Below are 12,494 nucleotides of genomic sequence, written 5' to 3' on the forward strand. Positions count from 1 at the left end.
GCGTCAAGGTCAAGGCAGCGCTTCCGATCAAGTGCACGCGACAGCCGATCAAGCGTGCGGCGGTTCGGCTCGCGAGGCTTGGAGGGTGTCTTCTACTACTACGTCCCGCGCGGCGGTCCGCCGTACCGGACTGTTGTCTTTGATTGCTCTTGATCTCGGCATCTGCCTGCTGGTGGCGAGCGAGTTCCTGCCGGCCAGCGTGCTGCCGCGGATGGCCGCCGACCTCGGTGTCTCCGAGGGGACGGCGGGGCTGGCGGTCGCCGCCACCGCGATCGCCGGTGCGATCACGGCGCCGTCCATCGCCGTCGTGCTGCCGCGGACGGATCGGCGGCTGGTGCTGATCGGGCTGCTCGCGGCGGCCGCGGTGTCGGACCTGGCGGTGGCGCTCGCGCCCGCGTTCGTCGTCGTGTTGCTCAGCCGGCTGGTGCTCGGGGTCGCGATCGCCGGGTACTGGTCGTTCGCGTTCGGTGCCGGCGTCCAGGCGATGCCTGGCCGGGAGCGGCTGGTGTCGACCAGTCTGTCGGTGGGGGTCAGCGTGGCGACGATCGTCGCGATCCCGCTGGCGTCGGTCGGCGCGGACAGCGCGGGGTGGCGCGTCGTGTTCGGGGTGGCGGCCGCGTTCACCGTGGTGAGCCTGGGCTTCCTGGTGGCGGTGTTCCCGGCGGTGCCGGCGCATCCGTCGGCGGGGCTCGTGATGATGCGGAGCGCGTTGCGGAACCCGTTGCTGATCGCGGGTCTGGTGATGATCGTGCTCGCCGCGCTGGGGAACTTCGTCGCGTATCCGTACATCCGGCTGGCGATCATGCGGGTGACGCCGGGGGACTCGGCCTGGCTGCTGCTCGCCTGGGGATTCGGCGGGTTGCTGGGCAACCTCGCGGCCGGGGCGTTGGCGAGCCGGTTGCGGGTCGCGTCGGCGGTCGCACCGCTGCTGCTGTCCGCGAGCCTGGCGGTGACCGGGTACGCCGTGGGCGTGCCGATGCTGGTGGTCGGCGTGGTGTGCTGGGGGATCGCGTTCAGCATGATCCCGGTCGCGACCCAGCTCTGGGTGGCGCGGGCCGAGCGGGAGCACACCGAGTCCGCGATGAGCCTGCAGGTGACCGCGTTCCAGATCGCGATCACGGTGGGTGCGGCGGTCGGCGGGTCGGTCGTCGACGGTCACGGCGTCGCGGCGGCGCTCACGGTCGGCGCGGTCTGCGCGGTACTCAGCGGGATCGGCTTCGCCGTACTGCGTCCGTCCTCGAGTACGCCGGACCGCCAGGACTGAGGGGAGGAGCCGTGATCGGCGGTGAAGGCGCGGCTGAAGGCGGCGATCGAGCCGTAGCCGCAGCGGGCGGCGACCGCCTCGACCGGGAGGTACGGGTCGGACAGCAGCCGGCGGGCCTCGCCCATCCGGACCTCGCGGAGCATCCGGACCGGGCTGCGGCCGAGGGCCTTCTGGAAACGGGCGCTGAGCGCGGACCGGGACAGGTGGACGAGACTCGCCAGCGACTCCACGCTCCACTTGTTCGCCGGGTCCGCGACCACCGCCTCGAGCACCCGCGCCACGAGCGGGTCGCCCGCCGCGGTGACCAGGCCCTGGTCCTGTTGCCAGGAGTCCGTCATCGCGGCGCCGATCAGCGTGCCGTACCCGTCCGCGAACACCGTCGCGCGGCAGGCCCCGTCCAGCGGGCAGCCGCGGACCAGGTCGGCGACTCCCGCATGCCGGTCCGCGAACCCGCGGACGAGCAGCGGGCTCGGCACCGGCTGCGTCGCGACGACCACCCGCAGGTCCCCGATCGCGAGCTTGGCGCCCTCGTCGGTCGCGATCGCGAACGCGGTCCGCGCGTCCACCCAGGCCGCGTCCCCGACCGCGAGCGGCGTACTCCCGCCCGCCGTCTCGAGGTACGCCGTACCGTCGAGGACCAGCAGCCACTGCGGTCCTGGAACGCTCAACGTCTCGCGCCTGCCGAGGATGTGGTGGTTTAGCTGACCGAGGTCGAACCGGGCCGCCGTACGCCGAGATTCCGCCATGAACGCAAGAACAGCCGGGGCCGGGCGGCCTATTCCACAGAGGTTCCTGTCGAACCCGACAACTGCTGTCCACGGCGTGCGCCGGCTCGCTAGTCTCGAACGATGGTGCGAGATCCGAGTGGCGAGGTAGCGGCGGTCACCACCGACCCGAGCGTCGTGGCCGACGACGCGGCCGGGGAACTGGCCGCCGCGGAGACGAGCGAGACCGAGGACCCGACCTCGACGGACGCGCTGGAGTCCGGTCTGGAGAATCTGGAGGGCGCCGCGAAGGCGTTGGAGGACGACTGATCAGCGGCTCGGACTGAGCTGTACGGCGTACCACGCGCTGGCCAGCTCCGCGGCGTCGTGCGGGTCGGAGAGGGTCCGGCCGGTCAGCTCCTGCAGCCGGCGGAGACGGTAGCGGACGGTGTTCGCGTGGCAGTGCAGGGCGCGCGCCGCGTGCTCCGCCGAGCCGTCGTGGTTCAGGTACTCGTGGAGCGTGTCGAGCAGGACCGTACGGTCGTCGGCCGGGAGCGCGAGCACGCTGCCGAGGACGGCCTCGGCGATCCGGCGGCCCTCGTTCGGGTCGATCGCGATCAGTGCGGCCAGCGGGCTCGGGTCGAACCGGCGTACCTCGGCCCGCCCGACCGGGACCGTCGCCATCGCGGTCCGGGCGAGCTGGAGCGCTCGGGGCGTGTCGGAGAGGTTCGAGTACAGCGGGCTCACGCCGGTCCGGGCGCCGACGCCGTCGCGGAGCAGCGTCAGGACGACCTCCTCCTGACCGGCGGCGACCGCGACCAGGCCCAGCTGGAGCGCCGGCGTCAGCCGCCAGCCCGAGACCACGCCGCGCTCGGACAGCCGCCGTTCGATCGCGGGCAGGCTTTCCGCCGCCAGCGCACGGGTCTCCGCCGCGACGACGAGCAGTTGCCCGCCGGGCGGCAGGCCGAGCAGCGAGGCGGCCTCCCACGGGCCGCCGTCCGGACCTGGCTGACCGGTCAGCAACGCCTCGACCAGCGCGGCCCGGCGTCGTTGCCGTGCCAGCATCAGCTCCGCGGTCGCCGCCCGGTAGGCCTCGGTGACCGCGAGCGCGTGCTCGTCGGTCACCTGCCAGATCAGGCTCGCCGCCGACAGCAACGCGTCCGACGCGGACTGCTCGCCGGTCTCCTTGGCGTGCGCCAGCAGCGCGTCCCACAGCGTCGCGAAGGAGATCCGGTACGCCTGCAGTACTTCGGGCAACGGCGCGGACTGCTGCGCCCGGCGGCGGCCGGTCTCCCGCGGCGCGTCCAGGTCGAGCGGGGCGTGCGGCTCCCGGATCGCGCCGACCAGGAAGCGCAGGTTGTGCCCGACCGAGCGCCGCAGGTCCGCGATCGAGACCACCACGCCGGCCCGGTAGAACGGCATTTTCGCGACGATCGCCGTACAGGCGTTCTCGGCGAGCTCGGGCAGCTGCCCCTCGGCCCAGGCCGCGAGCTGCGCGAGGTCCGGCTCGGTGTCGGTCATGTCCTCATCTCAGCACACCGGCGGCGTCCTGACACCGACCCGCGACCGGTCCACCGGCGGTTCCCGGCGGTTCGCTGGCGGTGCGGACAACCCGGTCGGTCGCTTCGGACAAAGACCCGGGCGATCCGCCGCCGCCGGCGCGGCCCGGCGGTAGCGTCCGGCACGTTCCCGGCGTACCGCGGTGGCCGGCCCGACGCAGGGGCCGATGCCTGGGGCAACGACCGGGCCGGGGAGCGGACCGAGCACTAACGGAGGCTGAGATGGCGAAGGCGGTCGGTATCGACCTCGGGACCACCAACTCGGTGATCGCGGTGGTCGAGGGTGGTCACCCGACGGTGATCGCGAACGGCGAGGGATCCCGGACGAGGCCGTCGGTGGTGGCGTTCACCGAGGACGGCGAGCGGCTGGTCGGCCAGCTCGCCCGGCGGCAGGCGATCCTGAACCCGAAGGGCACGATCTACTCGGCGAAGCGGTTCATCGGCCGCCGGTACGACGAGGTCACCAGCGAAATGACCGCGGTGTCGTTCGACGTCGTCGAAGGTCCGGACGGGTCGGTGCGGTTCGACGTCCGGGGCAAGCTCTACGCACCCGAGGAGATCTCCGCGCTGGTCCTGCGCAAACTCGTCGAGGACGCGTCGAAGTTCCTCGGCGAGAAGGTGACCGAGGCGGTGATCACGGTCCCGGCGTACTTCAACGACACCCAGCGGCAGGCGACCAAGGACGCCGGGAAGATCGCCGGGCTCGAGGTGCTGCGGATCATCAACGAGCCGACGGCGGCGGCGCTGGCGTACGGGCTGGACAAGAAGGAGAACGAGACCGTCCTGGTGTTCGACCTGGGCGGCGGGACCTTCGACGTCAGCATCCTGACGGTCGGCGACGGCGTCGTCGAGGTGCTGTCCACGTCAGGTGACGGGCACCTGGGCGGCGACGACTTCGACCGGCGGCTGGTGGACTACCTGGCCGACGAGTTCAAGAAGGCCGAGGGCGTCGACCTGCGGGACGACGCGCAGGCGTTGCAGCGGCTGTTCGAGGCTGCCGAGAAGGCGAAGGTCGAGCTGTCGTCGGTGACCCAGACGCAGGTCAACCTGCCGTTCGTGACCGCCACCTCGACCGGGCCGAAACACCTGGTGGTGACCGTGATGCGGTCGACCTTCGACGAGATCACTCACGATCTCGTGGAGCGCTGCCTGGGGCCGGTACAGCAGGCGATGGCGGACGCGAAGGTGACCGCGAACGACCTCGACGAGGTGATCCTGGTCGGCGGCTCGACCCGGATCCCGGCGGTGCAGCAGCTGGTCCGGCGGCTGACCGGCGGCAAGGACCCGAACATGACCGTGAACCCGGACGAGGTGGTCGCGATCGGCGCGGCGACCCAGGCCGCGATCATCAAGGGCGAGCTGAAGGACGTGCTGCTGCTCGACGTCACGCCGCTGTCGCTCGGCGTCGAGACGCTCGGCGGGATGATGACCAAGGTGATCGAGCGGAACACCACGATCCCGGCCCGGCGGACCGAGACGTTCAGCACCGCGGAGGACAACCAGAACGCGGTCGACATCGTCGTCCTGCAGGGCGAGCGCGAGCGGGCCGCGGACAACCGGGTGATCGGGCGGTTCCGGCTGGAGGGGATCCGGGCGGCCGGCCGCGGCGAGCCGCAGATCGAGGTCACCTACGACATCGACGCGAACGGGATCCTGAACGTCGCGGCGAAGGACAAGGACACCGGCGTCGAGCAGACGATCACGATCACCGAGAGCTCCGCGCTGGACCCGTCCGAGGTGGACCGGATGGTCGCCGACGCCGAGCAGCACCGGTCCGAGGACACCCGGTTGCGGGCCGACGTCGACGCGCGGAACGAGCTGGACGCGGTGGCGTACCAGGTCGACCGGCGGCTCGGCGAGCTCGGTGACGCGGTCGCCGTGCACGAGAAGGCACGCGCGGAGACGCTGGTCGCGGATGCGCGACAGGCGGTCAAGGACGGCGCCGGGGTCGACCGGGCACGTCCGTTGACGCAGGAGTTGCAGCAGGTGTACCAGAGCCTGGCGGCGAGCCGGCCTGCCGAACAGCCCGCTCCGCCGGCTCCCGACGCTGACGACGACGTGATCGACGCCGACTTCACGGTGGACTGATGTCCGACGAGGAAGCGCTGTCGGACGAGCCGCAGGAGGGTCACGCCGAGGCAGAGATCGCCCGGCTCGACGACCAGTTGCGCCGTACGGCGGCCGACCTGGACAACCTGCGCAAGCGCTACCAGCGCGACCTGGACCGAGAACGCGCCGCCGAGCGCGCCCGGGCAGCGGTCGCCTGGCTGCCGGTGGTCGACAACCTCGAGCTCGCGCTCCAGCACGCCGACACCGGCGCCGAGGCCGTCGTCGAAGGGATCAAGGCTGTCCACCTGCAGGCAGTCGCGGCACTCGAGCGGCTCGGGTACCCGCGGTTCGACCCGACCGGTGAGCCGTTCGACCCCGCCGTCGACGAGGCCGTCAGTACGCTGGCCGATCCGGCCGCGGAGCCGGGGACGGTGATCGCGGTGGTCCGGGCCGGCTACGGTACGGCGGACGCGCTGCTGCGGCCGGCGTCGGTCGTCGTCGCGAAGCAGTAGCGCCATGGCCGATTTCTACGAGTTGCTCGGCGTCGGCCGGGACGCGTCCGCCGACGAACTGCAGCGCGCGTACCGGAAGCTGGCGCGGAAGTACCACCCGGACATCAACAAGGACCCGGGCGCCGAGGAGAAGTTCAAGCAGGTCTCCGAGGCGTACGACGTACTGTCGGATCCCGAGCAGCGGAAGCGGTACGACGCGTTCGGCGAAGACTTCCGCCGGGTACCGCCGGATGCGGATCCGCAAACCTGGGCGCGGCGCGGACGGCAGAGCAGTCCGTTCGACGCCGGGGACATCGATCTCGAGGACCTGTTCGGCGGCATGTTCGGCGGGCGGCGTGGCTGGGGCCCGATTCCGGGGGCGGACCAGGAGGCGGAGCTCGAACTGCCGGTCGTCGAGGCGTACCAGGGCGGCCGGCGGAAGCTGACGATCGGCGGCCGGACGGTCGACGTGACGATCCCGGCCGGGGTGACCGACGGGCAGCGCATCCGGCTGGCCGGGCAAGGCGGCCGGGGGAGCGGCGACGCGCCCGCCGGCGATCTGTACCTGATCGTCAAACTCCTTCCGGACAAGCGGTTTCGGGTCGAGGGCCGCGACCTCTACGCCGACCTCGCGGTCTCCCCGGCGCAGGCCGCGCTCGGTGCGCAGCTCGCACTCGACACCCCCGGCGGCCAGGTCAAGCTCCGGGTTCCCGCCGGTACGTCGAGCGGCAAACGCCTGCGCCTGAAGGGCCGCGGCCTCCGGAACGGCGACCTGTACGCCGAGGTGCGCATCGTCCTGCCCGAGAAGCTGTCCGACGACCAACGTCGCCTCTACGAACAGCTCGCCACCCTCGACCAGGGGAGGTCGTGATGAGTACGGCGCTGGCCCGGCCGCTGTTGCTCGACCTCGAAGCCTTCGCCCGGGTGACCGGCGTCCATCCGCAGCTGATCGGGCGGTTCGTCGCGCTCGGGCTGCTGGAGCCCGCGCGGGTCAGTGGCGGCCGGTTGTGGTTCGCGTACGACGACGTCGCGACCGTCGCGCGGATCCAGCGGCTGCGGGCGGCGTTCTCGCTCAACTATGCGGCGGTCGGGCTGGTGATCGACCTGCTCGACCGGCTCGCCGCCCAGGAAACAGCACTCCGTACCCGACACCTCGGAGACCGGACATGGACCTGAACCACCTGACGCAGAAGTCGCAGGAAGCGCTGCACGACGCGCAGACCAAGGCACTCCGCTACGGGCACACCGAGGTGGACGGCGAGCACCTGCTGCTCGCGCTGCTCGACCAGCCCGACGGCCTGGTACCCAAGCTGCTCGCCCAGGCGGGCACCGACCCGGACCGGCTGCGGACCGACCTGGAGGCCGACCTCGACCGCCGCCCGAAGGTGACCGGCCCGGGCGCGCAACCCGGCCAGGTGTACGTGACGCAACGGCTGTCGAGGTTGTTCGACACCGCCGAGCGGGAGGCGAAACGGCTCAAGGACGAGTACGTCTCCGTCGAGCATCTCGTGATGGCGCTGCTGGAGGAGGGCGCCGACACCGCGGCGGGTCGCCGTACTCGCGAGCAGGGGCTGACGCGGGACAAGTTCCTGCAGGCGTTGACCGCGATCCGCGGCAACCAGCGCGTCACGTCCGCGATGCCCGAGGCGTCGTACGAGGCGCTGGAGAAGTACGGGCGGGAGCTCGTCGCCGACGCGCGGACCGGGCGGATGGATCCGGTGATCGGCCGGGACCAGGAGATCCGCCGGACGATCCAGATCCTGTCCCGCAAGACCAAGAACAACCCGGTGCTGATCGGCGAGCCCGGCGTCGGGAAGACCGCGATCGTCGAGGGACTGGCGCAGCGGATCGCGAACGGCGACGTACCGGAAGGGCTGAAGGACCGTGCGGTGTTCGCGCTGGACCTGGCCGCGCTGGTGGCCGGGGCGAAGTACCGCGGGGAGTTCGAGGAGCGGCTGAAGGCGGTACTGAACGAGGTCACCGCGGCCGAGGGGCGGATCCTGCTGTTCGTCGACGAACTGCACACGGTCGTCGGCGCCGGTGCGACCGAGGGCGCGATGGACGCCGGCAACATGCTCAAGCCGATGCTCGCGCGCGGTGAACTGCACATGATCGGCGCGACCACGCTCGACGAGTACCGCAAGCACATCGAGCCGGACGCGGCGCTCGAACGCCGGTTCCAGCCGGTGACCGTGGACGAGCCGACCGTCGAGGACGCGATCTCGATCCTGCGCGGGCTGCGCGAGCGGCTCGAGGTGTTCCACGGCGTGAAGATCCAGGACGGCGCACTGGTCGCGGCCGTCGTACTGAGCCACCGCTACATCAGCGACCGGTTCCTGCCGGACAAGGCGATCGACCTGGTCGACGAGGCCTGCGCGATGCTGCGCACCGAGATCGACTCGATGCCCGCGGAGCTGGACGAGCTGACCCGGCGGGTACGGCGGCTGGAGATCGAGGACGCTGCGCTCGCGAAGGAGGACGACCCGGCCAGCAAGAACCGGCTGGAGGAACTGCGCAAGGAGCTGGCAGATCTCCGGGCCGAGTCCGACGCGATGCGGGCGCAGTGGGAGGCCGAGCGCCAGGTGGTACGGCGTACCCAGGACCTGCGCGGGCAGATCGAGCAGGTCCGGCAGGAGGCCGACCAGGCGGAACGCTCGTACGACCTGAACAAGGCCGCCGAACTGCGGCACGGGAAGCTCCCCGAGCTGGAACGGCGGCTGCTCGCCGAGGAGGAGCAGCTCGCGACGAAACAGGTCGCCGGGCGGCTGCTGCGCGAGGTGGTGACCGACGAGGAGATCGCGTCGATCGTCGCGCGCTGGACCGGGATCCCGGTCAGCCGGCTGCAGGAGGGCGAGCGGGAGAAGATCCTCCGGCTGGACGACGTACTGCACGAGCGGGTGGTCGGGCAGGACGAGGCGGTGCAGCTGGTCGCGGACGCGATCGTCCGGGCCCGGTCCGGGATCAAGGACCCGCGGCGGCCGATCGGGTCGTTCCTCTTCCTCGGGCCGACCGGGGTCGGCAAGACCGAGCTGGCGAAGGCGCTCGCGGCGGCGCTGTTCGACTCCGAGGACAACCTCGTCCGGATCGACATGAGCGAGTACCAGGAACGGCACACGGTCAGCCGGCTGGTGGGCGCGCCGCCCGGGTACGTCGGCTACGAGGAGGGCGGCCAGCTGACCGAGGCGGTCCGCCGGAAGCCGTACTCGGTGGTGCTGTTCGACGAGATCGAGAAGGCGCACGCGGACGTGTTCAACACGCTGCTGCAGGTGCTCGACGACGGTCGGCTGACCGACGCGCAGGGGCGCACCGTCGACTTCCGGAACACCGTGATCATCATGACGTCGAACATCGGGTCGGCGTACCTGCTCGACGGGGTGACGCCGGACGGGCAGATCAAGGAGGACGCGCGGGACGCGGTACTGGCCGACCTGCGGCACCACTTCCGGCCGGAGTTCCTGAACCGCGTCGACGAGATCGTGCTGTTCAAACCGCTGACGCTGCCGGAGATCGAGCACGTCGCGGAGCTGATGTTCGGCGACCTGCGGGCGCGGCTCGCGGACCGGCAGATGACGCTGGTCGTGTCACCGGAGGCGCTGCGATTCATTGCCGAGCAGGGCTTCGACCCGGTGTACGGCGCTCGGCCGCTGCGGCGGTTCATCTCCCGCGAGGTGGAGACGCGGGTCGGGCGGGCACTGCTGAGCGGCGAGGTGCTGGACGGCGCCGAGGTCGACGTGACGTTGTCCGACGAGGATGCTCTCGTCGTCCGGTACGAGAATCCGCCGGTGTGATGGCCGGCGTCGTGCAGTGCCCGCACTGCGGTCAGAAGAATCGGGTTGCCGGGGACGGGAAGCCGGTGTGCGGGAAGCCGTTGCCGTGGATCGTCGACGGCGGTGACCCGGACTTCTTCGCGACGGTCGAGTCGTCCAAGACCCCTGTCCTGGTGGACGTCTGGGCACCGTGGTGCGGGCCGTGCCGGATGGTCAGCCCGGTGCTGGAGAAGCTCGCGGCCGAGAAGGCGGGCGAGCTCAAGCTGGTGAAGATCAACGCCGACGAGGCACCGGACGTGTCCCGCCGGTTCGACATCCGATCCATCCCGACGCTGCTGGTGTTCCGCTCCGGCCAGCCGGTCGCGACGTACACCGGAGCGGCGCCGGCCACGGTCCTGCGGCCCTGGCTGGAAGATGCCCTGAGCAACAGCTCTGCGAAGTGAGACAGCCATGTTCAACCACCGCCGAGACCTCCAGTTCAGCTGCCGCCCGGCGCGGCCGGACCAGCGATCCGCCGACCAGCTGAGCCTGGTCATCGCCGACCAGTACGCCGAGATCGGCGTCGCCACGCACTACCTGCGCGGGTGGGAAGGCGCCGTACCGGGCCACTACCGCGACACGTTGGTGCACCTCGGCGTGGACCAGGTCGCGATGATCGAGATGCTCGCCACGATGATCGCCCGGCTGCTCGAAGGCGCTCCGCCGGAGACGGTCGACCGGGTACTGCGAACCCACCCGGCCGTTGCCGCCGTGATGGGTGGTGCCGACCTGGAGCGCGCGCTCGAGCCGGAGGTCGCTCCGTGGCATCGGGAGGGTGTCAGCGATCGGCAGCACCTGCTCGCCGACTTCCTCGCGAACGCCCGGGCGGAGCGCGACCACCGGGCCGTCGTACAGGCGTTCCACGACCGCAGCGACGACCCGGACATCAGGCTGCTGCTGTCCTGCGTGCTCGCCCGCACGGAGGAGCACCGCCGCGAGTGCGCGGCGGCCGTCGGTGCGCTGACCGAAGAGCCGGAAGAGCGTGTCTACCCCCCGACAAGCCGACAGGACTGGAGCAGCAGATGAGTGATGACGAGTTGCAGCGTGATGTCAACGATGCGATCTTCTACGATCCGAAAGTCGACAGTGTCGCGATCGTCGCGGCGGTCGAGAAGGCCGTGGTCACGTTGCGCGGGACGGTCGGGTCGCTGCGCGAGAAGGTCGAGGCCGAGAACGACGTACGGCATGTCGCCGGGGTCGTCGACGTGCAGAACGAGCTGGTCGTGACGCCGCTGGACGCCGCGCGGCAGGACGACGCCGACCTGCGCGGCGCCGTACTGCAGGCGCTCGTGCTGGACAGCGGCGTACCGTCAACTGTCGACGTTCGGATTGTCGACAGTTGGGCGACCCTGAGCGGTACGGCGCACTGGCAGCACGAGCGCACCGAGGCGGAGACCGTGGTCAGCCGGATGGAGTCGGTCAAGGGCGTCACGAACAACATCCAGCTCGTGCCGGCCGAGCCGATCGCGCCGGACGTCCGGCAGTCGATCGTCGACGCCCTGCAGCGCAACGCCCGGGTCGACGCGAAGGGCATCACGGTCGAGATCGACGGCACCACGGTGGTGCTCGGCGGGACCGCGACCTCGCTGGCCGAGCGGCTCGAGGCCGCCTCGGCGGCGTGGGCGTCGCCGGGCGTGACCGAGGTGGTCAATCAGATCGAGATCGTGAAATGACCGCCGCGGGCGGGTCGTCGAGGAACTCGGCGGCCGGGACGAAGTACAGGCTGCCGGTGGCCGCGGTCGAGAAGTCGAGGATGCGGTCGTGGTTGCCGGCCGGTTCGCCGACGAACATCCGGTGCAGCATCCGCTCGATCACGTCCGGCGTCGCGGCGTACCCGATGAAGTAGGTGCCGAACTCGCGGGTGCCGACGGCGCCGAACGGCATGTTGTCGCGGACGATCTGCCGCTGGGTCCCGTCGGTCTCGACGATCGTGTTCACCGCGACGTGCGAGTTCGGGGCCTTGTCGGCGTCCGGGATCTCGATGTCGCTGAGCTTGTGGCGGCCGATCACCACCTCCTGCGCCTCGACCGGCAGTTTGTTCCAGGCATCCAGGTCGTGCAGGTACTTCTGGACCACGACGTAGCTGCCGCCCGCGTACGCCGGCTCCTCGGCGCCGATGGTCACCGCTGCCGTGGCGGCCGCGCCGGCGGGGTTCTCGGTGCCGTCGACGAAGCCGAGCAGGTCGCGCTCGTCGAAGTACCGGAAGCCGTGCACCTCGTCGACCACGTCCGCGTGGCCGGCGAGCCGATTGGTGAGCTGTGCGGCGAGCTCGAAGCACAGGTCCATCCGGCGGGAACGGAGGTGGAACAGCAGGTCGCCGGGGGTCGAGACGGCCGTGTGGGCGGCACCTTCGAGCCGCTGGAACGGATGCAGGCCGGCTGGGCGCGGACGGCCGAACAGGCGGTCCCAGAGGTCGGCGCCGATCCCGACGACGCAGTTGAGCTGCGCCTCCGGGACGCGGAACCCGACCGCCCGGACGATGCCGGCGATGTCGGGGAGGAGTTCGCGGACGGCGTCCTCGCCTCCTGGGCGTACTGTCGCCACGACAAAAACCGCCGCCACCGCGGGCGGTGCTACCACGTCCTGGACCGTCATGTTCCCCAATCTGTCCGGCGCGGTGT

Annotated in this window: 13 protein-coding genes; 10 read left to right on the forward strand and 3 right to left on the reverse strand. The window is 71.1% G+C overall.

All coding sequences use genetic code 11. The annotated features are described in order from the left end of the window. Positions 1-85 precede the first annotated feature (85 nt). Entirely contained in the window at positions 86-1,264 is a 1,179-nt protein-coding gene (locus ACQHIV_RS05365) for an MFS transporter (protein ID WP_427892251.1), read from the forward strand. Here ACQHIV_RS05365 and ACQHIV_RS05370 read toward each other — a convergent pair. After that, positions 1,156-2,010, reverse strand: a complete 855-nt coding sequence (locus ACQHIV_RS05370; RefSeq protein WP_427892253.1) for a helix-turn-helix domain-containing protein — start codon at positions 2,008-2,010, stop codon at positions 1,156-1,158. The two genes, ACQHIV_RS05365 and ACQHIV_RS05370, sit on opposite strands and share 109 nt — an antisense overlap. A 102-nt stretch (positions 2,011-2,112) precedes the next feature. Between ACQHIV_RS05370 and ACQHIV_RS05375 the strand changes: the two genes are divergently transcribed. Continuing rightward, entirely contained in the window at positions 2,113-2,298 is a 186-nt protein-coding gene (locus ACQHIV_RS05375) for a hypothetical protein (protein ID WP_380201949.1), read from the forward strand. Here ACQHIV_RS05375 and ACQHIV_RS05380 read toward each other — a convergent pair whose 3' ends face one another. After that, complete coding sequence (locus tag ACQHIV_RS05380; RefSeq protein ID WP_427892255.1) at positions 2,299-3,489, reverse strand: PucR family transcriptional regulator; 1,191 nt, start codon at positions 3,487-3,489, stop codon at positions 2,299-2,301. Positions 3,490-3,749: 260 nt separating this feature from the next. Between ACQHIV_RS05380 and dnaK the strand changes: the two genes are divergently transcribed. The 8 genes from dnaK to ACQHIV_RS05420 are packed head-to-tail and all read left to right on the forward strand — an operon-like array spanning position 3,750 to position 11,546. After that, positions 3,750-5,615, forward strand: a complete 1,866-nt coding sequence (gene dnaK / locus ACQHIV_RS05385) for a molecular chaperone DnaK (RefSeq protein ID WP_427892257.1) — start codon at positions 3,750-3,752, stop codon at positions 5,613-5,615. Continuing rightward, positions 5,615-6,088 (forward strand): nucleotide exchange factor GrpE, encoded by a 474-nt coding sequence (locus ACQHIV_RS05390; RefSeq protein WP_427892259.1) that lies wholly within the window; start codon positions 5,615-5,617, stop codon positions 6,086-6,088. Before dnaK ends, ACQHIV_RS05390 begins: the two co-directional genes overlap by 1 nt. A gap of 4 nt (positions 6,089-6,092) precedes the next feature. After that, positions 6,093-6,938: a DnaJ C-terminal domain-containing protein gene (locus ACQHIV_RS05395; RefSeq protein WP_427892261.1), complete on the forward strand. Its 846-nt coding sequence runs from the start codon at positions 6,093-6,095 to the stop codon at positions 6,936-6,938. Then, a complete protein-coding gene (locus ACQHIV_RS05400) occupies positions 6,938-7,243 on the forward strand; it encodes a chaperone modulator CbpM (protein ID WP_427892263.1) in 306 nt (101 codons plus the stop codon). The genes ACQHIV_RS05395 and ACQHIV_RS05400 overlap by 1 nt, the downstream gene beginning before the upstream one ends. Further along, complete coding sequence (clpB, locus tag ACQHIV_RS05405) at positions 7,234-9,855, forward strand: ATP-dependent chaperone ClpB (RefSeq protein WP_427892265.1); 2,622 nt, start codon at positions 7,234-7,236, stop codon at positions 9,853-9,855. Before ACQHIV_RS05400 ends, clpB begins: the two co-directional genes overlap by 10 nt. Next, entirely contained in the window at positions 9,855-10,277 is a 423-nt protein-coding gene (trxA, locus tag ACQHIV_RS05410; protein ID WP_427892267.1) for a thioredoxin, read from the forward strand. The genes clpB and trxA overlap by 1 nt, the downstream gene beginning before the upstream one ends. 7 nt (positions 10,278-10,284) lie before the next feature. Next, positions 10,285-10,899 (forward strand): manganese catalase family protein, encoded by a 615-nt coding sequence (locus ACQHIV_RS05415; protein WP_427892269.1) that lies wholly within the window; start codon positions 10,285-10,287, stop codon positions 10,897-10,899. After that, positions 10,896-11,546: a BON domain-containing protein gene (locus tag ACQHIV_RS05420; protein WP_427892271.1), complete on the forward strand. Its 651-nt coding sequence runs from the start codon at positions 10,896-10,898 to the stop codon at positions 11,544-11,546. Before ACQHIV_RS05415 ends, ACQHIV_RS05420 begins: the two co-directional genes overlap by 4 nt. Here the strand turns inward: ACQHIV_RS05420 and ACQHIV_RS05425 are convergent. Further along, the gene (locus ACQHIV_RS05425) at positions 11,521-12,468 is read right to left on the reverse strand and encodes a Dyp-type peroxidase (protein WP_427892273.1); all 948 of its coding nucleotides are present in this window, start codon (positions 12,466-12,468) and stop codon (positions 11,521-11,523) included. The genes ACQHIV_RS05420 and ACQHIV_RS05425 overlap by 26 nt on opposite strands. Positions 12,469-12,494 lie beyond the last annotated feature (26 nt).

Source organism: Kribbella polygonati, assembly GCF_050320105.1.
Taxonomy (GTDB): domain Bacteria; phylum Actinomycetota; class Actinomycetes; order Propionibacteriales; family Kribbellaceae; genus Kribbella.

Bases quoted from the DNA above. Each gene is read 5' to 3' on its own strand.
- ACQHIV_RS05370 (WP_427892253.1), bottom strand. From the start codon at position 2,010: ATGGCGGAATCTCGGCGTACGGCGGCCCGGTTCGACCTCGGTCAGCTA.
- ACQHIV_RS05375 (WP_380201949.1), top strand. From the start codon at position 2,113: ATGGTGCGAGATCCGAGTGGCGAGGTAGCGGCGGTCACCACCGACCCG.
- ACQHIV_RS05380 (WP_427892255.1), bottom strand. From the start codon at position 3,489: ATGACCGACACCGAGCCGGACCTCGCGCAGCTCGCGGCCTGGGCCGAG.
- dnaK (WP_427892257.1), top strand. From the start codon at position 3,750: ATGGCGAAGGCGGTCGGTATCGACCTCGGGACCACCAACTCGGTGATC.
- ACQHIV_RS05390 (WP_427892259.1), top strand. From the start codon at position 5,615: ATGTCCGACGAGGAAGCGCTGTCGGACGAGCCGCAGGAGGGTCACGCC.
- ACQHIV_RS05395 (WP_427892261.1), top strand. From the start codon at position 6,093: ATGGCCGATTTCTACGAGTTGCTCGGCGTCGGCCGGGACGCGTCCGCC.
- ACQHIV_RS05400 (WP_427892263.1), top strand. From the start codon at position 6,938: ATGAGTACGGCGCTGGCCCGGCCGCTGTTGCTCGACCTCGAAGCCTTC.
- clpB (WP_427892265.1), top strand. From the start codon at position 7,234: ATGGACCTGAACCACCTGACGCAGAAGTCGCAGGAAGCGCTGCACGAC.
- trxA (WP_427892267.1), top strand. From the start codon at position 9,855: ATGGCCGGCGTCGTGCAGTGCCCGCACTGCGGTCAGAAGAATCGGGTT.
- ACQHIV_RS05415 (WP_427892269.1), top strand. From the start codon at position 10,285: ATGTTCAACCACCGCCGAGACCTCCAGTTCAGCTGCCGCCCGGCGCGG.
- ACQHIV_RS05420 (WP_427892271.1), top strand. From the start codon at position 10,896: ATGAGTGATGACGAGTTGCAGCGTGATGTCAACGATGCGATCTTCTAC.
- ACQHIV_RS05425 (WP_427892273.1), bottom strand. From the start codon at position 12,468: ATGACGGTCCAGGACGTGGTAGCACCGCCCGCGGTGGCGGCGGTTTTT.